Source organism: Pseudomonas sp. BF-RE-25, assembly GCF_019956105.1.
Classification (GTDB): Bacteria; Pseudomonadota; Gammaproteobacteria; order Pseudomonadales; family Pseudomonadaceae; genus Aquipseudomonas; species Aquipseudomonas migulae.
Map to the genome: position 1 here is coordinate 47,841 of NZ_JAHBDB010000097.1, position 23,269 is coordinate 71,109.

Genomic DNA, 23,269 nt, shown 5'->3' on the forward strand with positions numbered 1-23,269 from the left:
CGAATAGCCTGCCAGCTTCGCTTGTTCAGAAGACTGGAACCATCATGTCACCCACCCTCCATCCGACGATAAACCTCCCACTGGAGCGCGAAGTACAGGCTGCTATTGAAGGTCAGCGCGCATTGGCGGCCTACCTTGCCACTCAATTCGAAACACAGCGCATCCAGATTTTCGACGAACAGAATGAGGCTCACAGCGTCGAATTACCCACTTCGGCTCTTCGTTTGCTAGTCGATATCCTGGAAGCGCTCGCTGCGGGCAATGCTGTCAAAGTAGTCCCGGTTCACGCTGAGCTGACGACGCAGGAAGCGGCTGATCTGCTTAACGTCTCACGCCCGCACCTGATCAAACTGCTCGAATCCGGCGACTTGTCCTACCACAAAACCGGCAAGCACCGACGTGTGCGCTTTGCCGATTTGATGGACTATAAAAACCGGCGCGATACCGCCAGCGAGCAAGCAATGATGCTGCTCGCCGAGCAGGCACAAGCGTTAAGGACAGGATACGAGTGAGGCACTCCTCTTTTACCGCTGTATATGACGCCTGTGTGTTGTACCCCGCGCCCCTGAGAGATTTTTTGATGTGGCTTGCACTCTCCGGACGTTTTAGAGCGAAATGGACAATGGAGATACACAACGAATGGAAACGCAATTTGCTCAAAAACCGTCCGGATCTGACCACAGGACAACTGAACCGCACGTCGAACTGATGGATCAAGCATTACCCGACGCTTGCGTGTCCGGTTACGAAGAGCTTATTGAAGGATTGACGCTACCCGACGTCGATGATCGACATGTCCTGGCTGTTGCCATTCACTGTAATGCCAGCGTCATCGTCACCTTCAACCAGAAAGATTTCCCCTGCACCGCCCTGAGCCCCTTCGGTATTGAGGCTCAACACCCTGACGAGTTCGTCGATAACCTTTTTGACCTCGATCCGGCGGCAGTGATCGAGGCGGCACAACGGCAGCGCAAGCAACTGAAGCTGCCGCCGATGGATGTCGATAGTTACCTTGAACTTCTGCTGCGTCAGGGCCTGGTTCAATCGAGCAAGGCATTGACCGAGTACCGCGCCATTCTCTGAACGTCCTTCACAGACTCCAGACAGCAAAACGGCGATCCGTAGATCGCCGTTTCCATTTACTGCCCGAATTGCCGTCCCAACCCACCGGGTACGCCATGGATGTCCGTGTCTTCCCATGGCCCGTTCGGGCTGATCGAGCGGCTCCAGCCGTTGTTCCAGCGGTAGTACGTGCGCTGGCGGTAGAAGGTGTTGGTCTGGTCATCGAGCACATACACGCCGAGCTTCTGATCCCAATGGCTATTACCGCCCGGTGGCGGTGCGAAGCTGGCCGAGGTGCGTGGCAGCGGTTTGGCGGGCTTGGCCGGAATACTTGGCTTGCCAGGCGTCGGTGTCGTTGACGGCGTCGGGCGGGGTTGCGACGGCGGGATCGGGGGCAGCGACGTCGGCTCGGGGCGCTGGACCGCACACGCGCTTAACCCCAAAACCAGACTGAGCAGGGTAATACGAGCAATGGCGGTCATGGCGGTGGTTCCTGTTATTTGTCTGGGCTGTCGATGATCAGTTTTTGCGCCGCGGTGGTGCTGCTGGCCAGAGGCTGGCTGCGACCGATCCATTCGCCTGCAGTCGGCTGGCCCGCACGTGAGATGCGCGCAACCAGTTGGACTTCAGGAAAGTTCGACAGTTTCAACTGCGGCATCATTGCATCGGCATCGCCCAGTTCGACGGTCGCCGGCAAGTCAGCCACGGTCAGGCGTTTGGCGGCCAATGGTGCAGGAGGCCCCGAGGTGGAGCGAGCGAAAATGAACACGCTGTCACCCGGCTGAACCTTGGCCTTTAGCTCTGGCGCCAGATCGACGCTGACCTTGAGCAACGCTGCAACCTTGGGCGCAGGCACCTGGGCAACCTTGCCGCCGCTGGCTTCGAGTTTTTCGGTAGCCCGGGCAATACCGCCTTGCAGCGCGGCGCGGGAGCCGTCTTCCGGTGGCAGTTGCACCAACAGGCGATTCCAGTAATCGATGGCGTCCTGATAATGCGCGCTTTCAAACGCGGCGATACCGAGCAGGCCAAGGCTGGTGACTTCCTTCGGATCGGCTTTCAGCGCTTCGTCGGTCAGGGCCTGAACCTTGTCCGACCACTTCTTGCCATCGGCGAAGTACTGGGCTTGCGCCCATTGGCCGAGCAGTTCCGGCTGACGACCGGCCAGGTTCACCGTGCGCTCGAAGATCTTCGCCGCGTCGGCGGGACGATCCTGCGCCATGTATGTGCGACCCAGGAAGTACAGGCCTTCGGCCGAATCCGGTTGAGCGGCGACGGCGCGTTCCAGACGGCGGGTCATCTCTTCCATCGACTGCGGTGCCTGGGAGAATTCGCGGGTCAGTTCGACCTTGTCACTGGCGCCAAAATGCAGGTAGAGCCCAAGCCCCAACACCGGCACCAGAATCGCCGCCAGCAATGGCAACGGTTTGCCCAGACGCGCCGCGCGCGGTGCATCGGCGCCTTCGGTGTCGGCGAGCAACTCACGAGCAGCTTCGGCGCGACCGGTTTCCAGTTGCGCAGCGTTGAGCACGCCCTCTTCCTGCTCGGTTTGCAACTCAGCCACGCGCTCTTGATACAGCGCGACGTTCAGGGCAGTACGATCCTCTTCCAGCTGGGCGCGGCGGCCACGCAGAACGGGAATCAGCAGAAAACTCAGGGCAACCAGAAGCAGCAGACCTGCAGCGAGCCAGAAATCAATCATTCTTGGTTTTATCCAACAGTTGATCGAGGCGCTCGCGCTCCTCGGCAGAAAGCTCATCCTTGGCATCAGCGCGTTGGACGCGACGACGGCGGACGATCACGGCGATGATCACAAAACCGCCCAACAGCAGGCCGGCGGGGCCGAACCAGAGCAAGGCAGTCTTGGCGTTGAGTGCGGGTTTGTAGCGGACGAAATCACCGTAGCGATCGACCATGAAATCGATGATCTGCTGATTGTCCTTGCCCTCGCCCAGCATGCGAAAAATTTCTTTGCGCAGGTCGGCGGCGATCGGTGCGTTGGAATCGGCGATGTCCTGATTCTGGCACTTGGGGCAACGGAGTTCTTTGGTCAGTTCGCGAAAACGCTCGCGATCAGCTTCTTTGGCGAACTCATAGGTATCGATGGCCGCGTGCGCCACGCCGGCCATGCTCAAGCCCAAAACGGCGGCAGCTATCCAGCGCTTCATGGCTTGGCCTCGTCCACCAGCGTCTGATACTTGGCCGCCAGTTTTTCGCGCCAGACCTGCTCGTCGATCACGCCGACGAATTTGTCGCGGATGATGCCCTTGGCGTCGATGAAGAAGGTTTCCGGAGCGCCGTATACGCCGAGGTTCAGGCCCAGCGTGCCTTCGTCGTCACGGATGTCCAATTGGTACGGGTTGTGGAACTCCACCAGCCACTTCAAGGCATCCGCATTGATGTCCTTGTAGTTGATGCCATAGATCACCACGCCCTTCTCGGCCAGTTTGTTCAACACCGGGTGCTCGACCCGGCAGGAAATGCACCAGGTGCCCCACACGTTGACCAGTGCCGGCTTACCGAGAATATCTGCCTTGGTCAGGGTCTTGTCGCCCTGCACCGCGGGCAGGGAAAACTCCGGAAACGGCTTGCCGATCATTGCCGAAGGCAGCTCGGCCGGGTCCAGATAGAGCCCGCGATAAAGGAAAACAGCCACCACCAGAAAAACCGCCAGCGGCAACAGCATCAACCAACGTCTCATGCAGTCGCTCCCGTCATGCCCAATGCTTCACGCACGCGGCTTTTCACCTTGACCCGATAACGACGATCCAGCGCCGCCAGCAGCCCGCCCAAACCGGTCAGCAGACCGCCGAACCAGATCCAGCGCACGAACGGTTTGACGTGCACGCGCACGGCCCAGGCGCCTTCACCCAGCGGCTCGCCGAGTGCGACATAAAGGTCGCGGGTGAACCCGGCGTCGATCCCGGCTTCGGTCATCACCGAGTTCTGCACGGTGTACAGGCGTTTTTCCGGGTGCAACACGCTGATTTCCTTGCCGTCGCGGATCACCCGTACGGTGCCTTTGTCGGAAGTGAAGTTCGGGCCTTCGAAGTGCTTGGCGCCTTCGAACACGAACTGATAACCGCCCAGGTCCATGGACTCGCCCGGTGCCAGGCGCAGGTCACGTTCGGCGCTGTTCTGGCTCGACAGCACGACACCGAGCGCGCACACGGCGATACCCAAATGCGCAAGCTGCATGCCCCAATAGCTGCGTGTCAGGGTCGGCAGGCCTTTGATCAGGCCTTTGTGGCGGGTCTTGTCGAAGATGTCGCGGATACCGGCCATCAACACCCAGGCGGCCAGCATAAACGTCGCGATCACGGCCCAGTTGAAATCGCCATAAGCGACGCCAGCCACCACGGCCAGCGCGGCGCTGCCGAGCAACACCGGGGTCAGCATGCTCATCAGCCATTTGACCGGAGTGTCTTTCCAGCGCACCAGCATGCCAACCGCCATCACCACCATCAGCAACGCCATCAATGGAATGAACAGCGCATTGAAGTACGGCGGGCCGACCGACAGCTTGGCGCCGGTCATTGCATCAAGAATCAGCGGGTACAAGGTTCCCAGCAGGATCATCGACGCCGCTACCACCAGCACCAGGTTGTTGCCCAGCAGCAAGGTTTCGCGAGACCAGAGGTTGAAGCCGACATGGCTCTTCACCACCGGCGCACGCAGGGCAAACAGCGTCAGCGAGCCACCCACCACGAACAGCAGGAAAATCAGGATGAACACGCCGCGCTCGGGATCGGAGGCAAAGGCGTGAACCGAGGTCAGCACGCCGGAACGCACCAGGAACGTACCCAGCAAGCTCAACGAGAACGCAGCGATGGCCAGCAACACGGTCCAGCTCTTGAACACGCCACGTTTTTCCGTGACCGCCAACGAGTGGATCAACGCAGTGCCCACCAGCCAAGGCATGAAGGAGGCGTTTTCCACCGGGTCCCAGAACCACCAGCCGCCCCAGCCGAGTTCGTAGTAAGCCCACCACGAACCGAGCGTGATGCCGATGCCGAGGAAGGCCCAGGCGACGATGGTCCACGGACGCGACCAACGCGCCCACGCCGCATCGAGTCGACCGCCGAGCAATGCCGCGATGGCGAACGCGAAGGCCACGGAGAAACCGACGTAGCCCATGTACAGCATTGGCGGGTGAACGATCAGGCCGATGTCTTGCAGCAGCGGGTTGAGGTCACGACCGTCCGCCGGAATCTGCGGCAGGATCCGTGCGAACGGGTTGGAGGTAAGGATCAGGAACATCAGGAAACCGGTGCTGATCATGCCCATCACCGCCAGCACCCGCGCCAGCATGACTTGCGGCAACTGCCGGGAGAACACCGACACGGCGAAGGTCCAGCCGCCGAGGATCAACGCCCACAACAGCAACGAGCCTTCATGCGCGCCCCACACTGCACTGAACTTGTAGTACCACGGCAAGGCGCTGTTGGAGTTGCTGGCGACGTAGGCGACGGAGAAGTCGTCGGCCATGAACGCGTAGGTCAGGCAACCGAAAGCGAACAGCAGAAACGCGAACTGCCCCCAGGCGGCCGGCTGGGCCAGGCTCATCCACAAACGATCACCGCGCCAGGCACCGAGCAACGGCACCACGGCCTGAACCAGCGCGAAACACAGCGCCAGAATCATGGCCAGATGGCCGAGTTCAGGAATAAAGATTCCAGACGTCATCGATCAACCCTCCTTCGCGGGCGTTGGAGCAGATTGACCACTGTCTTTCAAAGCCTTGGTCACTTCCGGCGGCATGTACTTCTCATCGTGCTTGGCCAGCACTTCGTCAGCCACCACCACGCCGTCGGCGTTCAGTTTGCCCAGCGCAACGATGCCCTGCCCTTCACGGAACAGGTCCGGGAGGATGCCGCGGTAACTGATGGTCACGGACTTGTTGAAGTCGGTGACGATGAATTTCACGTCCAGCGAATCGCCGGAGCGTTGCAGCGACCCCTTCTCGACCATGCCGCCCGCACGGATACGCGTGTCTTGCGGCGCTTCGCCGTTGGCGATTTGCGTCGGGGTGTAAAACAGATTGATGTTCTGCTGCAGGGCGCTCAGGGCCAGACCGACGGCAGCGCCGACACCGACCAGGATCGCGAGAATGATGATAAGACGCTTTTTGCGCAGCGGATTCACTTGCCGTTCTCCCGGCGCAGACGACGCGCCTCTTGTTGCAGATACCGCTTGCGGGCCAGGATCGGCGCCGCCACGTTGAGGGCCAGCACTGCCAGGCTGATGCCGTAGGCTGACCAGACATACAGGCCGTGATGGCCCATGGCGAGGAAGTCGCCGAATGAAGCAAAAGTCATCGAGCGGCCTCCAGGCTGTTCTGCACTTCGGCTTTCACCCAACTGGCACGGGCCTCGCGCTTGAGCACTTCAAGGCGCATGCGCAGCAGCAAGACCGCGCCGAAGAAACAGTAGAAACCCAGCACCGTCAGCAGCAATGGCAGCCACATTTCGACCGGCATCGCCGGTTTTTCGGTGAGGGTGAAGGTCGCGCCCTGGTGCAGGGTGTTCCACCACTCCACCGAGTATTTGATGATCGGGATGTTGATCACGCCGACAATCGCCAACACCGCACAGGCCTTGGCCGCGCTGTCACGATTGCTGATGGCGTTGCCCAGCGCAATGAGACCGAAGTACAGAAACAGCAGAATCAGCATGGACGTAAGTCGTGCATCCCAGACCCACCACGAACCCCAGGTCGGTTTGCCCCAGATCGCGCCGGTGACCAGCGCCACGGCGGTCATCCAGGCACCGATGGGCGCCGCGCATTGCAGGGCGACGTCGGCCAGTTTCATTTTCCACACCAGCCCGACGATGCCGCACACCGCCAGCATCACGTAGACCGACTGCGCCAGCATGGCGGCGGGAACGTGGATATAGATGATGCGAAAGCTGTTGCCTTGCTGGTAGTCCGGCGGCGCGAAGGCCAGGCCCCAAACGACACCAATGCTGATCAGCAGCAACGCTCCGATGCTCAGCCACGGCAGCAGTTTGCCGCTGATGCCATAAAACCATTTGGGTGAGCCGAGCTTATGAAACCAGGTCCAGTTCATTACTGTTTCCATCACGGTTGCTGCTCGTTATCACAAGCAGCCTAGGGTCTTTACTGGTTAAAATTTAACCAGACCTCATTATTCGCCGACGCTGATCTTCAGGCCAGCAGCTATTGCAAAAGGTGTCAGGGTTATCGCCAGGGCGGTCAGGCTACCAAGCCACAGGAGATAACCGATCGCCGGCATGCCCTGCAATGCCGCCTGCAAGGCGCCACTGCCGAGAATCAACACCGGGATGTACAACGGCAGAATCAGCAAGGCCAGCAACAAGCCGCCCCGCTTCAAGCCTACCGTCAGGGCCGCGCCCACTGCACCGAGCAGGCTCAGCACCGGTGTACCCAGCAACAGGGAAAGCAGCAACACGGGCAGACAGGCGGTGGGCAAACCGAGCATCAACGCCAGCAGTGGAGCGAGCAAAACCAGTGCCAGACCAGAGAAGGCCCAGTGTGCCAGTACCTTGGCCAAAACCAGAAGAGGCAGGGGGTGCGGCGAAAGGACCCACTGCTCAAGGGAACCGTCTTCGAAATCACTGCGGAAAAGCCCGTCCAGCGAGAGCAAAACCGATAAAAGGGCTGCCACCCAGACCAGTCCCGGAGACAAGGTTTGCAACAATTGAGACTCGGGACCGACCGCCAACGGGAACAGCGAAACCACAATCGCGAAGAACACCAACGGATTGGCCAACTCCGCCGGACGACGGAACAACAAGCGAGCCTCACGGGCGACCAACAGGCCGAAAACACTCATACGGCCCAATTCCCCAGATCAATGTCGCGATAGCCGGTCGGCATTCGACTCAGCGTGTGGTGCGTGGTCAGTACCACCATGCCGCCGCGCTCACAGTGCGCGGCCAGGTGTTCTTCGAGTTGCGCCACGCCTTGCTTGTCGAGCGCAGTGAACGGCTCGTCGAGGATCCACAGCGGCGGGCTGTCCAGATACAACCGTGCCAGGGCCACGCGGCGTTGCTGACCGGCGGACAGGGTGTGGCACGGAACATCTTCGAAACCGCGCAGTCCGACAGCAGCAAGCGCTGCCCAAATGGCTTCATGGGAGGCCGGTTGATGCAGCGCGCAGAGCCAGCTGAGGTTTTCTTCGGGGGTCAGCAAATCCTTGATGCCAGCGGCATGACCGATCCACAGCAGATTGCGCGCCAGTTCGCTGCGTTGTTCGTTCAGCGGCTGGCCATTGAGCAGCACTTGACCGGCGGTCGGTTGCATCAGGCCCGAAAGCAAACGCAAAAGGCTGGTTTTGCCACTGCCGTTGGGGCCGCTGATTTGCAACATTTCGCCACTGGCCAGTCTCAATTCGAGATTTTCGAAGAGCAGTCGAAGGTCTCGCTCACAAGCAAGGGCAACGGTTTGCAGGACAGGACTGGTCAAGAGATCACGGGCCTTTACGGTTCAAGTCGGCGGCGGAACGGCCGCTAAAGAGATGCAGCATAGATGCATTGGCGGCCTGTTCTAGAGAGCTGCGTCAAACAAATGCAATGTTTTCGCCACTCTGTGAAAGACGGGCGGCATTATACATGCCATGCCCCACTCTAAAGAGGGCAATTTCCTCAGGTTGTGACCGCGTATGACAGGCGAAATGAACATCCTCCCGCTACCACCGACCACGCCCGCGACGCCGCGACCGCAGGTGGTGAGTGGCGAACTGCTCAAGCTGCTGACGCCGATGGAGGGCCTGATTACCGTCGGGCAGACAGCCAAAGCCGAAGTGCTGTCGCTGAAGCAGGCGGATCAGTCCTTTCAACTGCTGCTCAAGGTCACCCTTGAAAACGGCCGTCAGACGACGGTTCAGGCCACCAGCAGCCAACCGTTGCCACAGGGCACGAACCTAGCAATTACCCAGCCATCGGCCGGCAACCTCGCCGTGACGGTGCAACAAGCCATTGCCTCCAGCGTCGCCACCCTCACCCGCATCGACACCACACAACTGCCGGTGGGCACCCTGCTGCAAGGCAAAGTGCTGACCTCCCAGGTGCTGCCGCAAGTGCCGGGCCAGCCGACGGTGTTTCGCTCAATGGTAAGTCTGCTCAACACGGCGTTGAGCGGCAGCACCCTGAACATCGACAGCCCGACGCCGCTGCGCATCGGTACCTTGCTGAGCGCGCTGGTGCAAGACACCCAGACCCTGAAATTCGTCCCGTTGAGCAGCCGCCAGGAACAACTGGCAGTCACTCAACAACTGGTCAGCCAACAGAGCCGCCAGGGCTCGCTGGACGGATTACTGAAACTGCTGCAAAACCTGCCAGCCTCGAATCAAACGTCCAGCGACCTGCGTGTCGCCGTGGACAAGTTGCTCGCCGGCCTGCCGGACGTGCAGCAACTCAGTACGCCAAAAGGCCTGGCCCAGGCGCTGGCCAATAGCGGGCTGTTCCTCGAGGCGAAACTGCTCGCCGGGACGAACCCGACGCTGGCACCGGACATGAAAGGTGATTTGCTCAAGTTGATCGCGCAACTGACACCGGGGTTGCCGGCCAACACCAATTTCAATGCGATCATCGCTGCCAACACGCTGGCCCAGGCTATGCCGAGCTTCGTGCGCAGCGCCCTCGGCATGCTCGGCCAGGTCAGCGCCAAACCGCAGCCAACCAGTTTTCCTTTGCCGGAACGCTTCCTGCAGAGCGCGGACGGCGAAGGTGATCTGGAACACTTGCTGCGTCTGGCGGCAGCGGCGGTTTCACGCCTGCAAAGCCATCAACTGTCGAGCCTGGAGCAAACCGGCGTCACGAACGACGGCCGGCTGATGAGCACCTGGCAGCTGGAAATCCCGATGCGCAACATGCAGGACATCGTGCCGTTGCAGGTCAAGTTCCAGCGCGAGGAAGCACCGGAGAAAGAACAAGCCAATGAACGCCGTGACGAACGCGAGCCCAAGCAACAACTGTGGCGCGTCGAGTTGGCGTTCGACATGGAGCCGTTGGGGCCGCTGCAGATTCAGGCGCAGTTGATCAACGGCAGTCTGTCCAGCCAGCTATGGGCCGAGCGGCCGTACACCGCGAGTCTGATCGAGAGCAATCTTGTCGGGCTGCGCGAACGCTTGCTGGCATCTGGCCTGAATGTCGGCGATCTCGATTGCCACCTTGGCACACCGCCGCAAGGTCCTCAAACCCGTCTGGAACAACGCTGGGTCGACGAAACCGCATGAGAAATCCCGATACTCCACGCCAGGCCATCGCCCTCAAATACGACGGTACCCACGCCCCTACCCTCACGGCCAAGGGCGACGAAGAACTGGCGGAAGAAATCCTCAAGATTGCCCGCGATTATGAAGTACCTATCTACGAAAACGCCGAGCTGGTGAAATTACTCGCGAGGATGGAGCTTGGGGACAGTATTCCGGAGGAGTTGTATCGCACGATCGCCGAGATCATTGCGTTTGCCTGGAATCTGAAGGGCAAGTTTCCGGCGGGGCATGACCCGAGTGCGCCGATGATCGAGAAGGACATCACCGATCGCGGGGATGATTACTGAGGTTTCGAAGACGCCATCGCCAGCAAGCCGGCTCCTACAGTTTTTTGTGGTGTAGCACAAACCTGTGAACACCACTGACCTGTAGGAGCCGGCTTGCTGGCGAGACGGCCCTGAGGCTTGCACCGCCCTATCGGACGCCATCGCTGGCAAGCCAGCTCCTACAGTTTTTTGTGGTGTAGCACGAACCTGTGAACACCACTGACCTGTAGGAGCCGGCTTGCTGGCGAAACGGCCCTGAGGCTTGCACCGCCCTTTCGGACGCCATCGCTGGCAAGCCAGCTCCTACAAGTGCGCCGTCGTGTGAAAAATCCGGGAACACACCAAACTCTGTAGGAGCCGGCTTGCCGGCGAAGCGGTCTGGAGTCTTGCAGCGCCCTTTCGGACGCCATCGCCAGCAAGCCGGCTCCTACAAAAGCGCTGTCAGTTCTTGTGCAGCTTGCTCATCAACTCCGCCTCAGCCTGGGTCAAGCCGCAGGACTGAGTCAGTTCATCGACGCTCGCGCCCATTCCGACCAGGCGTGCTGCCTGGGCAAACGACAGGCTCGACGGGTCGCGCTGTTCAAGCTGAGCCAGCTTGTCCGGCAACGGCCCGACCACCGCGCGCAGCTCGTGAAGGTCTTCACCCATGCGCACGCTGCCGTTCTGGTAGTTGTCAACACGTTTACTCAGGTCCTTGATGCGCTGATCGCGCAGCGCATCGCCCTCGGCCTGTTGCGCGGCGATCTGCCGCTGACCGCGAATGTACGCCAGAAACATTGCCAGCGTGCCTGCCCAGAAGAGGAACAGGACAATGACCGCAACCTCAAGAATCAATCAGATACTCTCCAGTTCCGACCATTCTTCTTCGCTCATCATCTTGTCCAGCTCGACCAGGATCAGCAATTCGTTGTTCTTGTTGCACACGCCTTGAATGAACTTGGCGGACTCTTCGTTACCCACGTTCGGCGCGGTTTCGATTTCCGACTGACGCAGGTAAACCACTTCAGCCACGCTGTCGACCATGATCCCGACCACTTGCTTGTCGGCTTCGATGATGACGATCCGGGTGTTGTCGCTGATCTCGGCATTCATCAGGCCGAAGCGCTGACGGGTGTCGATCACGGTCACCACATTGCCGCGCAGGTTGATGATGCCCAGCACGTAGCTCGGGGCACCCGGGACCGGGGCGATTTCGGTGTAACGCAGGACTTCCTGAACGCGCATCACGTTGATGCCGTAGGTTTCATTGTCCAGCTTGAAGGTTACCCATTGCAGGATCGGATCTTCGGAACCTTTTGCAGACGACGCCTTATCATTCATACCCTGACCCCTCGAAAAACCGCCCTAGCGGTGTGTGTTCAGTGCGATGGCAAGTCACTTGCCCCGCGTGTTTTTTATGTCGGTTTGTGGGACAGCTTGCCGCCGCCCATGTGCTTCGCCCCACCGCTGGCGATCAGCTCGGCCAGTTCGGAAACGTCGAGCAACGCACACATGTGTTCAATCACCGTGCCCGCCAGCCATGGCCGTTGACCACGGTGGGTGCGCCATTTGATTTCGTTCGGGTCCAGGCGCAACGAGCGGCTGACCTGATGCACTGCCAGCCCCCACTCGTAGCCCTGAACCGAAATAACGTATTGCAGGCCCTGACGGAAATCATCGCGATAGCGGTCGGGCATGACCCAACGGGCGGTATCGAGCACTTTCAGGTTGCCGGCCTGGCTCGGCAGGATTCCGAGGAACCATTCCGGCTGACCGAACAGCGGTGTCAGTTCCTGACCGGCCAGGGAATAAATCGAGCCCAGGCACACCAGCGGCACCGCCAGGGTCAACCCGGCGACATCGAACAACAGGCATTCGAACGGCTCGGCGGCCCACGCAGGACGGCCGTTGGTTTCCACTGGCGGCGGCGTGTTGCTCGGCGGCAGATGGACTTCGACGATCGGCGGCACGAGCGCTTGCAGCTGCGGTGCTGTCGGCGGTACCAGCTCTTGCAGCAGCGGAGCGGTCGGCGGTACCAGCGCTTGCAGCAGCGGAGCGATGGTCGATACCGGCGCCAGAGCCGGCGCTTCCATCAGCGCCACCGGGGCTTTCACCACAGGTGCGGTGACCGGCGCGGCAACGGCTGGCGGTTTCTCGGCAGGCTTCTGCGCATCGCGGGCCTGTTCTTCAAGCACCGCGGCCTGGAATTCGTCCAGCGCCGCTTCAACCTCGACCACCTCGGGAATCGCTTCGATTTCCGGCGGCAACTCTTCGGTCGCGTCCATCAACAAGCTGTCCAGATAGGACTGGAGCGCAAGTTGCGGACGGGAAGTGATTTTTACCGGGCGATTCATCTCACGCCACCTGCGCAACGGATTGCTGCGCCAGCAAGTGCTTGAGCAGCGCGCGATAGGCGAGCACACCGCGGCTCTTGCCGTCGAATTGCGAAGGCGTCACGCCGGCACGGCTGGCGTCGCGCAAACGCGTATCGACCGGGATGTAGCCTTGCCAGATTTCTTCCGGATACTTGTCGCGCAACACCCGCAAGGTCCCGAGCGACGCCTGCGTGCGCCGGTCGAACAGGGTCGGTACGATGTTGAATGCCAATGGCTGCTTACGCGAACGGTTGATCATCGCCAGCGTGTTGACCATGCGCTCCAGGCCTTTGACCGCCAGGTGCTCGGTCTGCACCGGAATCACCAATTGCTGACTGGCCGCCAAGGCATTGACCATCAGCACGCCGAGCAACGGCGGGCTGTCGATCACTGCGTAATCGAAGTCCTGCCACAATTGCGCCAGGCTCTTGGCAATCACCAGGCCCAAACCACTCTGCCCCGGCGACTGGCGCTCAAGCGTCGCCAGCGCGGTGCTGGACGGCAACAGGGAAATACTCGCGTGACTGGTGGGCAACAGCAACTGACCGGGCAAGCCTTGCGGCACGCTGCCCCGGTGCAAGAACAGGTCGTAGCTGCTGTGTTCCAGGCTGTCGGGGTCGTAACCGAAGTAGCTGGTCATCGAGCCGTGGGGATCGAGATCGACCACGACCACGCGCTTGCCCGCCTCAGCCAGCAACCCGGCTAAAGCGATAGAGGAAGTGGTTTTACCAACACCACCCTTTTGATTGGCAACGGCCCAGACTCTCATTCGGATTGTTCCTCCCGGTCGATTCGACCGGGAAATAGCTCAACGTGTTAATGCGGGTGACGGAGAATTGACGGCGCTCTCTCGTCCCGGCGACTTGACTGGTGCAGGTGCAGTTTGTGTGCCAGCACGCTTCAACGCGGCATCCGGTTGCGCATGAGCGGTTCCGGTACCAGTGAGGCTGCGACGGACATCAAGATTTCGTGACACCACCAACACCACACGACGGTTGCGCGCACGGCCTTCGGCGGTCGCGTTGTTGGCCACCGGCTGGAATTCGCCGTAACCCACCGACGCCAAACGACCAGGATTCACCCCCTGCATCGCCAGCATCCGCACGATGCTCGCCGAACGGGCCGAGGACAGTTCCCAGTTGGTCGGGTATTGCGCGGTGCGGATCGGTTGATCGTCGGTGAAACCTTCGACGTGAATCGGGTTGTCGAACGGCTTCAGGATCACTGCGACTTTATCGATGATGTTGAACGCCATGTCGCTGGGCATGGCATCGCCGCTGCCGAACAACAGGCTGGAATTGAGTTCGATCTCGACCCACAACTCGTTGCCGCGAACGGTCATCTGGTTGGAGCTGATCAAGTCGCCGAACGCGGCGCTGATGTCATCGGCAATGCTTTTCAGCGGATCGCTGGCACCGGCGATGCCGGCATCGACCTGTTCGCTGTCCTTGACCAGCGGCTTGGCCGGGGTCACGGTTTTCGGACGCTCTTCACCGATGGGGATCGGCTGGAGCGAACGATCCGAATCGGTGAACACGCCGATCAACGCTTGCGAGATGATCTTGTACTTGCCTTCGTTGATCGAAGAAATCGAGTACATCACCACGAAAAAGGCGAACAGCAACGTAATGAAGTCGGCATAGGAAACGAGCCAGCGTTCATGGTTTACATGTTCTTCAGGTTGTCGACGGCGTGCCATAGTCCATGTCTCCCATCAATCCATGAAGCCCTGAAGCTTCAACTCAATAGAGCGAGGGTTTTCACCTTCGGCGATCGACAGGATGCCTTCCAGCAACATTTCGCGATAACGCGACTGACGCAATGCGACGGATTTGAGTTTCGCGGCAATCGGCAACAGCACCAGGTTGGCACTGGCGACGCCGTAGATGGTGGCGACGAAGGCCACAGCGATGCCGCTGCCCAGTTGCGACGGATCGGCCAGGTTGCCCATGACATGGATCAGGCCCATCACCGCACCGATGATGCCGATGGTCGGCGCGTAGCCGCCCATGCTTTCGAAGACTTTGGCGGCTTCGATGTCGCGGCTTTCCTGGGTGTAGAAATCCACTTCCAGAATGCTGCGAATCGCTTCCGGCTCGGCGCCGTCCACCAGCAGTTGCAGGCCTTTGCGCGAGTAGGCGTCGGGTTCGGCGTCGGCGATACCTTCCAGACCGAGCAGACCTTCCTTGCGGGCGGTCAGGCTCCAGTTCACCACGCGGTCAACGCCGCCGGCCAGGTCCACGCGTGGCGGAAACAGGATCCAGCCAACAATCTGCATGGCGCGCTTGAACGCGCTCATCGGCGATTGCAGCAGTGCCGCGCCGACGGTCCCGCCGAGCACGATCAACGCTGCCGGACCGTTGGCCAGCGCGCCGAGATGGCCGCCTTCAAGGAAGTTGCCACCGATGATGGCGACGAACGCCATGATGATCCCGATAAGGCTGAGTACGTCCATCAGATGCACGCCTCGACCAGGTGCTTGCCAATATCGTCGAGGCCGTACACCGCATCGGCGAGTTCGGCTTTGACGATGGCCATCGGCATGCCGTAGATCACGCAGCTGGCTTCATCCTGAGCCCAGATCGAGCTGCCGCCCTGCTTGAGCAGGCGCGCGCCTTCACGACCGTCGGCGCCCATGCCGGTCAGTACCACCGCCAGAACTTTGTCACCGTAGGACTTGGCGGCCGAACCGAACGTGATGTCCACGCACGGTTTGTAGTTCAGACGTTCGTCGCCCGGCAGGATTTTCACCGCGCCACGGCCGTCGATCATCATTTGCTTGCCACCCGGCGCCAGCAGCGCCAGGCCCGGACGCAGGATGTCGCCATCCTCGGCTTCCTTGACGCTGATGCGGCAGAGCTTGTCCAGACGCTCGGCAAACGCCTTGGTGAAGGCGGCCGGCATGTGCTGGATCAACACGATCGGGGCCGGGAAATTGGCCGGCAACTGGGTCAGAACCCGTTGCAGGGCAACCGGGCCGCCCGTGGACGTACCGATAGCAACCAGTTTGTAGGCTTTGCGTTTCGGCGCTGGCGACGATGGGCTGGCCGCGAATGTGCGAGCCGGGATCGGTGCCGGTGCCGGACGAGCAGGCGCGCTGCTGCCATAACTGCCGATGCTGGAAGGCGCAGGTGTCGGCGCGGGTGCAGCGACCGGTGCCGGCGCGCTGTAGGCGCTGACACGACGATTACTGCGCGAGATGCTGAGAATCTTCTCGCACAGCAGTTGCTTGACCTTCTCGGGATTGCGCGAGATATCTTCGAAATTTTTCGGCAGGAAATCCACCGCGCCGGCATCCAGCGCATCCAGGGTGACCCGGGCGCCTTCGTGCGTCAGCGAGGAGAACATCAACACCGGGGTCGGGCAGCGCTGCATGATGTGCCGCACTGCCGTGATGCCATCCATCATCGGCATCTCGTAGTCCATGGTGATCACGTCCGGCTTGAGGGCCAGGGCCTGATCGATCGCCTCTTTTCCGTTGGTCGCCGTACCGACAACCTGGATATTCGAATCCGCTGAAAGAATTTCCGAGACGCGGCGGCGGAAAAACCCCGAATCGTCCACCACCAGGACTTTGACTACCATAAACACTCCGTTAGGCGGGGGCGAGGCTTCGTCGCCCCGCTCCCCCAGAATCAAATACGCCGTGCGGCGTAACGCTTGAGCATGCTCGGAACATCGAGAATCAGCGCAATGCGACCGTCACCGGTGATGGTGGCGCCCGACATGCCCGGGGTTCCCTGGAGCATTTTGCCCAATGGCTTGATGACCACTTCTTCCTGGCCGACCAGTTGATCGACAACGAAGCCGATCCGCTGGGTGCCCACCGAAAGGATCACCACATGGCCTTCGCGCTGCTCTTCGTGAGCGGCGGAGCTGACCAGCCAGCGCTTGAGGTAGAACAGTGGCAGCGCCTTGTCCCGCACGATCACCACTTCCTGGCCGTCCACCACGTTGGTGGTCGACAGGTCGAGGTGGAAGATCTCGTTGACGTTCACCAGCGGGAACGCAAACGCCTGGTTGCCGAGCATGACCATCAGCGTCGGCATGATCGCCAGGGTCAACGGGACCTTGATGACGATCTTCGAGCCCTTGCCCTTGGTCGAGTAGATATTGATGGTGCCGTTGAGCTGGGCGATCTTGGTTTTCACCACGTCCATGCCCACGCCACGACCCGACACGTCGGAGATCTCGGTCTTGGTCGAGAAACCCGGTGCGAAGATCAGGTTGAAGCAGTCCGACTCGCTGAGGCGGTCCGCCGCATCCTTGTCCATCAAACCTTTCTTCACCGCGATGCCGCGCAACACGTCGGCGTCCATGCCCTTGCCGTCATCGGAGATGGACAGCAGGATGTGGTCGCCTTCCTGTTCAGCGGACAAAATCACTTTGCCGCTACGCGGTTTGCCCATCGCTTCGCGATCGGCCGGCTCTTCGATACCGTGGTCGACCGAGTTGCGCACCAAGTGGACCAGCGGGTCGGCCAGGGCCTCGACAAGGTTTTTGTCGAGGTCGGTTTCTTCGCCGACCAGTTCCAGGTTGATCTCTTTCTTGAGCTGGCGAGCCAGGTCGCGAACCAGACGCGGGAAGCGCCCGAAGACCTTCTTGATCGGTTGCATCCGGGTCTTCATGACCGCGGTTTGCAAGTCGGCCGTGACCACGTCGAGGTTCGACACGGCTTTGGACATGGCTTCATCGGCGCTGTTGGCACCCAGGCGAACCAGGCGGTTACGCACCAGTACCAACTCGCCGACCATGTTCATGATTTCGTCGAGACGCGCGGTGTCGACCCGCACGGTGGTCTCGGCTTCGCTGGCCGGTTTTTCCGCTGGCGGCGCAGCCGCTGCACGGGCAGGCGCCGGTGCAGCAGCGGCGGCAGGTTTCGGTGCAGCGGCGGCGGCAGGCTTCGCTGCTTCGGCTTTTGGCTCGGGCGCCTTGGCGACAGGTGCCGGGGCCTTGGCGACGGGCGTTGCTACCGAAGAGGCGGCGGAACCGGTGCCGACTTCAGTGAACTTGCCTTTGCCATGCAATTCGTCGAGCAGCGATTCGAACTCGTGATCCGAGATCAGATCGCCGCCAGCCGCTGCTGCGGTTGGCGCAGCCGGGGTCGGTACCGAGGCAATGGCCGATTCCAGTGCATCGACTGCAAAGTTGCCCTTGCCGTGCAGCTGATCGAGCAGTGCTTCGAACTCGTCGTCGGTAATGTCGGAACTGTCACCTGGCGCTTTCGGCGCAGCCGGTGCGGCAGGCGCTGCGGGTGTTGCCACCGCGTCGACGGCGAACTGGCCTTTGCCGTGCAACTGATCGAGCAACGACTCGAACTCGGCATCGGTGATTTCATCGCTGGTCGCGGCATCGCCGGCCGGCAGCGGAACAGCGGCCGGGGCCTCCGCCTGAGCCTTGACGGCGTTCAGCGAGTCCAGCAGTTGTTCGAATTCGTTATCGGTGATGTCGCCTGATTCGGCTTCGGCAGCCGGCTCTTCCACCACTTCAGCCACAGGTGCGGCTTGATCGGCGGTTTGCGGCTCGGCCAGACGGGCCAGGGCTGCAAGCAATTCAGGCGTGGCGGCCGTTATCGGGCCACGCTCGCGGACTTCGCTGAACATGCCGTTCACCGCGTCCAGCGCTTCGAGAACCACGTCCATCAATTCCGAATCGACGCGACGTTCACCCTTGCGCAGGATGTCAAACACGTTCTCGGCGATGTGACAGCACTCCACCAGCTCGTTGAGCTGGAGGAAGCCGGCGCCCCCTTTTACAGTGTGAAAACCGCGAAAAATTGCATTGAGCAAGTCCGCATCATCCGGTCGGCTTTCAAGCTCGACCAGCTGTTCGGACAGTTGCTCTAGAATCTCGCCGGCCTCAACCAGGAAATCCTGAAGGATCTCTTCATCGGCGCCGAAGCTCATTAAGGGGGTGCTCCTAAGGTCTAAAAACCTAAAAAACCTAAAATGCTAAAACTCTAGAATCCTAGGCTGGATAACAAATCGTCCACATCGTCCTGACCGGACACAACATCTTCTCTTTTATCGGCATGAATCTGCGGACCTTCACCCTGAGAGAGATGTTTTTGCGGATCTTTTTCTGCAAGCATCGCTTCACGGTCATGTTCGATGCCCGCAAAGCGGTCCACCTGACTGGCCATAAGCACGAGCTTGAGCAGGTTGCTTTCAACTTCGGTGACCAATTGGGTCACACGCTTGATCACTTGACCGGTGAGGTCCTGGTAATCCTGAGCGAGCAGAATGTCGTTGAGGTTGCTCGACACCGCGCGGTTGTCCACGCTGCTGCGCGCCAGAAAACCATCGACACGCCGTGCCAGTTCACGAAATTCCTCAGCCCCGACTTCGCGACGCATGAACCGCCCCCAGTCCGTGCTCAGCGCCTGAGCTTCATCGCTCAGGCTGTTGACCAGCGGCGTGGAGTTTTCGACCAGATCCATGGTGCGGTTGGCTGCGGCCTCTGTCAGCTTGACAACGTAACCCAGACGCTCGGTGGCATCTGTGATCTGGGACACTTCCTCGGCTTGCGGCATGTGCGGGTCAATCTGAAAATTGACGATCGCACTGTGCAGCTCGCGGGTGAGCTTGCCCACTTCCTGATACAGGCCGCGGTCACGGGTCTGGTTGAGCTCATGGATCAGTTGCACAGCGTCGCCGAACTTGCCTTTTTCAAGGCTTTCGACCAGTTCGACCGCGTGTTTTTTCAGGGTCGATTCAAAATCGCCCAGTGAAGATTCGTTTTGGTCCATAGCTCCCCCGTGGCGCAGTTTCTCAACCGATGCGTTCGAAAATCTTCTCGATTTTTTCTTTCAACGCCTGGGCCGTGAAGGGTTTGACCACATAGCCGTTTACGCCGGCCTGGGCCGCTTCGATGATCTGCTCGCGCTTGGCTTCAGCGGTCACCATCAGCACTGGCAGGTGCTTGAGCTTTTCATCGGCGCGCACGTGGCGCAGCAGATCGATACCGGTCATGCCAGGCATGTTCCAGTCTGTTACCAGAAAGTCGATGCTTCCGCTGTTGAGAACCGGAATGGCAGTAATGCCATCGTCGGCCTCGACCGTGTTGGTGAACCCAAGGTCACGCAACAGGTTTTTTATGATCCGCCGCATCGTTGAGAAGTCATCAACGATGAGGATTTTCATGTTCTTGTCCAATTCGACCTCCAAGCAGTCTTAAACGCGCCCAGCACCTGGACGCGCCATTTCAATCAATCCGGCAAAGCACTCAATGACTGTCTGGAGCACAACAGATCGAGACCGGCGCAGTTCAACACCACACCAGCCAAGTTCGCAGTGTCCCCACACTGCCTTCAGCGCGCTCGCCACTCCCCCAAACGCCCCCGCAAACGGGCCGCGCACTGGCTGTGTAACTGGCTGACCCGAGATTCGCTGACCCCCAGGACCTCACCGATTTCCTTGAGATTCAACTCTTCGTCGTAGTACAGCGCCAACACCAGTCGCTCACGCTCCGGCAAATTGGCAATCGCGTCCGCCAGCGCTGCCTGGAAGCGTTCATCTTCCAGATCGCGCGACGGCTCGAGATGAGCACTCGCGCCATCCTCATGCAGCCCTTCGTGTTCGCCGTCCTGCAACAGGTCGTCGAAACTGAACAAGCGGCTGCCCAGGGTGTCGTTCAAAATCCCGTAGTAATCGTCGAGACTCAATTGGAGTTCGGCCGCAACTTCGTGATCTTTAGCGTCACGGCCGGTTTTAGCTTCAATCGAGCGAATTGCGTCGCTGACCATGCGGGTATTGCGGTGGACCGAACGTGGCGCCCAGTCCCCTTTGCGCACTTCATCAAGCATGGCGCCGCGGATCCGGATGCCCGCGTACGTCTCGAAACTCGCGCCTTTGCTGGCGTCATATTTGGTCGATACTTCAAGCAGGCCGATCATCCCGGCCTGGATCAGGTCTTCGACCTGGACACTGGCTGGCAGTCGCGCCAGCAGGTGGTAAGCAATGCGTTTGACCAGTGGCGCGTAACGCTCGATCAGCTCGTACTGCGCGTCACGCGCCGACTTCTTGTAGAGGTTGTAACCGCTGGCTGTCATAGCACGGGTCCTGCCGTTTGTTGCACGAGGCGCTCGACGAAAAACTCCAGGTGCCCGCGCGGGTTGGCAGGCAGCGGCCAGGTATCGACTTTTTGTGCGATGGCCTTGAAAGCCAGGGAGCACTTGGAACGAGGGAAGGCTTCATAGACCGCGCGCTGCTTCTGCACAGCCTTGCGCACGCTTTCGTCGTACGGCACCGCACCGACGTATTGTAAGGCGACGTCGAGGAAGCGGTCCGTGACCTTGGTCAACTTGGCGAACAGGTTGCGGCCTTCCTGCGGGCTCTGGGCCATGTTGGCCAGGACGCGGAAGCGGTTCATGCCGTAGTCGCGGTTGAGCAGTTTGATCAGGGCGTAGGCATCCGTGATCGAAGTCGGTTCGTCGCAGACCACCAGCAAGACTTCTTGCGCGGCGCGAACAAAACTGACTACCGAGTCACCAATACCCGCAGCTGTGTCGATCACGAGCACGTCGAGGTTGTCGCCGATATCGCTGAACGCCTGGATCAGGCCGGCATGCTGGGCCGGACTCAGATGAACCATGCTTTGTGTGCCGGACGCGGCCGGGACGATGCGGATGCCGCCTGGCCCCTGCAACAATACGTCGCGCAGCTCACAGCGGCCTTCGATGACGTCGGCCAGGGTACGTTTGGGTGTCAGTCCCAGCAGGACGTCGACATTCGCCAGCCCCAGATCGGCGTCCAGCAGCATGACGCGCCGGCCGAGCTCAGCTAGAGCCAGGGACAAGTTCACTGACACATTAGTCTTCCCGACGCCACCTTTGCCGCCGGTCACCGCGATCACCTGTACGGGATGCATGCTGCCCATGTTATTTCTTTACCTTGTCTTGCATAGACGGAGGCCACATTACTGGCTGCGCGTTCATCAACTGAACAATGCATGGCAGACCATCGATGTAGGTACAAAAACTGTTCATTAATACCTCAGCCAACCTGCTTGGTCGGGCTGTGATAAATATCAGCGAACATGTCAGCCATGGCTTCTTCGCTGGGTTCTTCCTGCATTTGCACGCTGACGGCGCGACTGACCAACTGATGACGACGCGGCAGATGCAGATCATCCGGAATACGCGGTCCATCAGTCAGGTAAGCCACCGGCAATTCATGACTGATCGCCAGGCTCAACACCTCGCCCAGACTTGCCGTCTCATCCAGTTTAGTCAGGATGCAGCCAGCCAGCCCGCAGCGCTTGTAACTGTGATAAGCGGCGGTTAGAACCTGTTTTTGGCTGGTGGTTGCCAGAACCAGATAATTTTTTGATTTGATGCCACGACCGGCCAGGCTTTCGAGCTGCATGCGCAATGCCGGATCGCTGGCCTGAAGGCCCGCGGTATCGATCAGCACCACGCGCTTTCGCAGCAAAGGATCCAGCGCCTGCACCAGGGACTGGCCCGGATCGACGTGCGTCACCGACACATTGAGGATCCGGCCGAGGGTCTTGAGTTGTTCCTGAGCTCCGATACGGTAGCTGTCCATGCTCACCAGCGCGATGTTCTGCGCGCCGTACTTGAGTACGTAACGGGCCGCGAGCTTGGCCAGGGTGGTGGTCTTGCCCATGCCGGCCGGGCCGACCATGGCAATCACGCCGCCCTCTTCCAGTGGCTCGACTTCCGGTGTGGCGATCATCCGCGCCAGGTGCGCCAGCAACATGCGCCAGGCCTGACGAGGTTCATCAATGTCGGTAATCAGTTCCAGCAGATCGCGGGACAACGGACCGGACAAACCGATGCGTTGCAGGCGGCGCCAAAGGTTGGCCTGGGCCGGGCGACTGCCTTGCAACTGATTCCAGGCCAGCGAACCGAGTTGTACTTCCATCAGTTCGCGCAGGCTGTTGAGTTCGAAACGCATCGAGTCGAAGGCACGCGGATCAACACCGGTCGCGGCAGGCGCGGGGGCCGGTGCCGGGCGACGAGGTTCAGCGTAGGTCGGCTCGATCAGCGGCTCGGCGGCAGTCAACGGCAGACCGGCGAACAACTGGCGATTGGTGGACTTGTCGCTCTCGCCATCGCTGCGCAGGCTCAGTTCGGCCTGGGCGGTGACGATCCGCGACTGGGTCTTGCGCAGCTCATCCTCGAGTTCCATGTTCGGAACACGCGGGGCCAGCGCCGACAGTTTGTAATCCAGAGCGGCCGTCAGCTCGACACCACCGGCGATCCGGCGGTTGCCAATGATGGCGGCATCAGCGCCCAGCTCATCACGAACCAGCTTCATGGCCTGACGCATATCGGCGGCGAAAAAACGCTTAACTTGCATAAACCACTA

26 protein-coding genes and 1 pseudogene are annotated in these 23,269 nt (G+C 60.3%); 4 read left to right on the forward strand and 23 right to left on the reverse strand.

Going from position 1 to position 23,269, the window contains the following annotated elements:
- Positions 1-44: 44 nt before the first annotated feature.
- Together KGB24_RS28745 and KGB24_RS28750 are read left to right on the forward strand one after the other, a co-directional pair.
- Complete coding sequence (locus tag KGB24_RS28745; RefSeq protein ID WP_008026802.1) at positions 45-512, forward strand: helix-turn-helix domain-containing protein; 468 nt, start codon at positions 45-47, stop codon at positions 510-512.
- Positions 509-1,083: pseudogene (locus KGB24_RS28750) on the forward strand (PIN domain-containing protein). Before KGB24_RS28745 ends, KGB24_RS28750 begins: the two are co-directional and overlap by 4 nt.
- A gap of 56 nt (positions 1,084-1,139) precedes the next feature.
- Here the strand turns inward: KGB24_RS28750 and KGB24_RS28755 are convergent.
- From KGB24_RS28755 to ccmA, 10 genes are all read right to left on the reverse strand, one after another.
- Positions 1,140-1,544 (reverse strand): hypothetical protein, encoded by a 405-nt coding sequence (locus tag KGB24_RS28755; protein WP_008026806.1) that lies wholly within the window; start codon positions 1,542-1,544, stop codon positions 1,140-1,142.
- A 14-nt stretch (positions 1,545-1,558) separates the two neighbouring features.
- Positions 1,559-2,761: a c-type cytochrome biogenesis protein CcmI gene (ccmI, locus tag KGB24_RS28760; protein ID WP_223416491.1), complete on the reverse strand. Its 1,203-nt coding sequence runs from the start codon at positions 2,759-2,761 to the stop codon at positions 1,559-1,561.
- On the reverse strand, positions 2,754-3,227 hold the full coding sequence (locus KGB24_RS28765; RefSeq protein WP_192419640.1) for a cytochrome c-type biogenesis protein: 474 nt from the start codon (positions 3,225-3,227) through the stop codon (positions 2,754-2,756). Before KGB24_RS28765 ends, ccmI begins: the two co-directional genes overlap by 8 nt.
- Positions 3,224-3,760 carry a DsbE family thiol:disulfide interchange protein gene (locus KGB24_RS28770; protein WP_223416490.1) on the reverse strand — a complete coding sequence of 179 codons (537 nt, stop codon included), beginning with the start codon at positions 3,758-3,760 and terminating at the stop codon, positions 3,224-3,226. Before KGB24_RS28770 ends, KGB24_RS28765 begins: the two co-directional genes overlap by 4 nt.
- The gene (locus KGB24_RS28775) at positions 3,757-5,745 is read right to left on the reverse strand and encodes a heme lyase CcmF/NrfE family subunit (RefSeq protein ID WP_223416489.1); all 1,989 of its coding nucleotides are present in this window, start codon (positions 5,743-5,745) and stop codon (positions 3,757-3,759) included. The genes KGB24_RS28770 and KGB24_RS28775 overlap by 4 nt, the downstream gene beginning before the upstream one ends.
- Positions 5,746-5,748: 3 nt before the next feature.
- Complete coding sequence (gene ccmE, locus KGB24_RS28780; RefSeq protein ID WP_008026817.1) at positions 5,749-6,204, reverse strand: cytochrome c maturation protein CcmE; 456 nt, start codon at positions 6,202-6,204, stop codon at positions 5,749-5,751.
- Positions 6,201-6,377, reverse strand: a complete 177-nt coding sequence (gene ccmD / locus KGB24_RS28785; RefSeq protein ID WP_008026820.1) for a heme exporter protein CcmD — start codon at positions 6,375-6,377, stop codon at positions 6,201-6,203. Before ccmD ends, ccmE begins: the two co-directional genes overlap by 4 nt.
- Positions 6,374-7,129, reverse strand: a complete 756-nt coding sequence (locus KGB24_RS28790; protein WP_008026821.1) for a heme ABC transporter permease — start codon at positions 7,127-7,129, stop codon at positions 6,374-6,376. Before KGB24_RS28790 ends, ccmD begins: the two co-directional genes overlap by 4 nt.
- Positions 7,130-7,207: 78 nt before the next feature.
- The gene (gene ccmB / locus KGB24_RS28795) at positions 7,208-7,876 is read right to left on the reverse strand and encodes a heme exporter protein CcmB (protein ID WP_008026823.1); all 669 of its coding nucleotides are present in this window, start codon (positions 7,874-7,876) and stop codon (positions 7,208-7,210) included.
- Positions 7,873-8,508, reverse strand: coding sequence for a cytochrome c biogenesis heme-transporting ATPase CcmA (ccmA, locus tag KGB24_RS28800; protein WP_008026825.1), 636 nt, complete (start codon positions 8,506-8,508; stop codon positions 7,873-7,875). Before ccmA ends, ccmB begins: the two co-directional genes overlap by 4 nt.
- Before the next feature lie 196 nt (positions 8,509-8,704).
- Here ccmA and KGB24_RS28805 point away from each other — a divergent pair, with 196 nt between their 5' ends.
- Positions 8,705-10,279 (forward strand): flagellar hook-length control protein FliK, encoded by a 1,575-nt coding sequence (locus KGB24_RS28805; RefSeq protein ID WP_223416488.1) that lies wholly within the window; start codon positions 8,705-8,707, stop codon positions 10,277-10,279.
- Positions 10,276-10,605, forward strand: a complete 330-nt coding sequence (locus KGB24_RS28810; protein ID WP_008026830.1) for an EscU/YscU/HrcU family type III secretion system export apparatus switch protein — start codon at positions 10,276-10,278, stop codon at positions 10,603-10,605. The genes KGB24_RS28805 and KGB24_RS28810 overlap by 4 nt, the downstream gene beginning before the upstream one ends.
- A 420-nt stretch (positions 10,606-11,025) precedes the next feature.
- Here the strand turns inward: KGB24_RS28810 and KGB24_RS28815 are convergent, their stop codons facing one another.
- The 13 genes from KGB24_RS28815 to flhF form a co-directional block, all read right to left on the reverse strand.
- Positions 11,026-11,418, reverse strand: coding sequence for a DUF2802 domain-containing protein (locus KGB24_RS28815; RefSeq protein WP_008024624.1), 393 nt, complete (start codon positions 11,416-11,418; stop codon positions 11,026-11,028).
- Positions 11,419-11,904, reverse strand: coding sequence for a chemotaxis protein CheW (locus KGB24_RS28820; RefSeq protein ID WP_008024622.1), 486 nt, complete (start codon positions 11,902-11,904; stop codon positions 11,419-11,421).
- 74 nt (positions 11,905-11,978) lie between these two features.
- Entirely contained in the window at positions 11,979-12,917 is a 939-nt protein-coding gene (locus KGB24_RS28825; RefSeq protein ID WP_223416487.1) for a CheW domain-containing protein, read from the reverse strand.
- Position 12,918: 1 nt separating this feature from the next.
- Entirely contained in the window at positions 12,919-13,707 is a 789-nt protein-coding gene (locus tag KGB24_RS28830) for a ParA family protein (RefSeq protein WP_008024619.1), read from the reverse strand.
- Between the two features lie 39 nt (positions 13,708-13,746).
- Positions 13,747-14,637: a flagellar motor protein MotD gene (gene motD, locus KGB24_RS28835; RefSeq protein ID WP_223416486.1), complete on the reverse strand. Its 891-nt coding sequence runs from the start codon at positions 14,635-14,637 to the stop codon at positions 13,747-13,749.
- Between the two features lie 15 nt (positions 14,638-14,652).
- Positions 14,653-15,393 carry a flagellar motor protein gene (locus KGB24_RS28840; protein ID WP_008024616.1) on the reverse strand — a complete coding sequence of 247 codons (741 nt, stop codon included), beginning with the start codon at positions 15,391-15,393 and terminating at the stop codon, positions 14,653-14,655.
- Positions 15,393-16,523 carry a chemotaxis response regulator protein-glutamate methylesterase gene (locus tag KGB24_RS28845; RefSeq protein WP_008024614.1) on the reverse strand — a complete coding sequence of 377 codons (1,131 nt, stop codon included), beginning with the start codon at positions 16,521-16,523 and terminating at the stop codon, positions 15,393-15,395. Before KGB24_RS28845 ends, KGB24_RS28840 begins: the two co-directional genes overlap by 1 nt.
- Before the next feature lie 50 nt (positions 16,524-16,573).
- Positions 16,574-18,844, reverse strand: coding sequence for a chemotaxis protein CheA (locus KGB24_RS28850; protein WP_223416485.1), 2,271 nt, complete (start codon positions 18,842-18,844; stop codon positions 16,574-16,576).
- A 53-nt stretch (positions 18,845-18,897) separates the two neighbouring features.
- A complete protein-coding gene (locus tag KGB24_RS28855) occupies positions 18,898-19,686 on the reverse strand; it encodes a protein phosphatase CheZ (protein ID WP_008024609.1) in 789 nt (262 codons plus the stop codon).
- A gap of 22 nt (positions 19,687-19,708) precedes the next feature.
- Positions 19,709-20,080 carry a chemotaxis response regulator CheY gene (locus KGB24_RS28860; RefSeq protein ID WP_008006721.1) on the reverse strand — a complete coding sequence of 124 codons (372 nt, stop codon included), beginning with the start codon at positions 20,078-20,080 and terminating at the stop codon, positions 19,709-19,711.
- 167 nt (positions 20,081-20,247) lie between these two features.
- Entirely contained in the window at positions 20,248-20,988 is a 741-nt protein-coding gene (gene fliA / locus KGB24_RS28865; protein ID WP_007894214.1) for an RNA polymerase sigma factor FliA, read from the reverse strand.
- Positions 20,985-21,815, reverse strand: a complete 831-nt coding sequence (gene fleN, locus KGB24_RS28870) for a flagellar synthesis regulator FleN (protein ID WP_008001746.1) — start codon at positions 21,813-21,815, stop codon at positions 20,985-20,987. The genes fliA and fleN overlap by 4 nt, the downstream gene beginning before the upstream one ends.
- Before the next feature lie 116 nt (positions 21,816-21,931).
- The gene (flhF, locus tag KGB24_RS28875; protein ID WP_008024604.1) at positions 21,932-23,260 is read right to left on the reverse strand and encodes a flagellar biosynthesis protein FlhF; all 1,329 of its coding nucleotides are present in this window, start codon (positions 23,258-23,260) and stop codon (positions 21,932-21,934) included.
- Positions 23,261-23,269 lie beyond the last annotated feature (9 nt).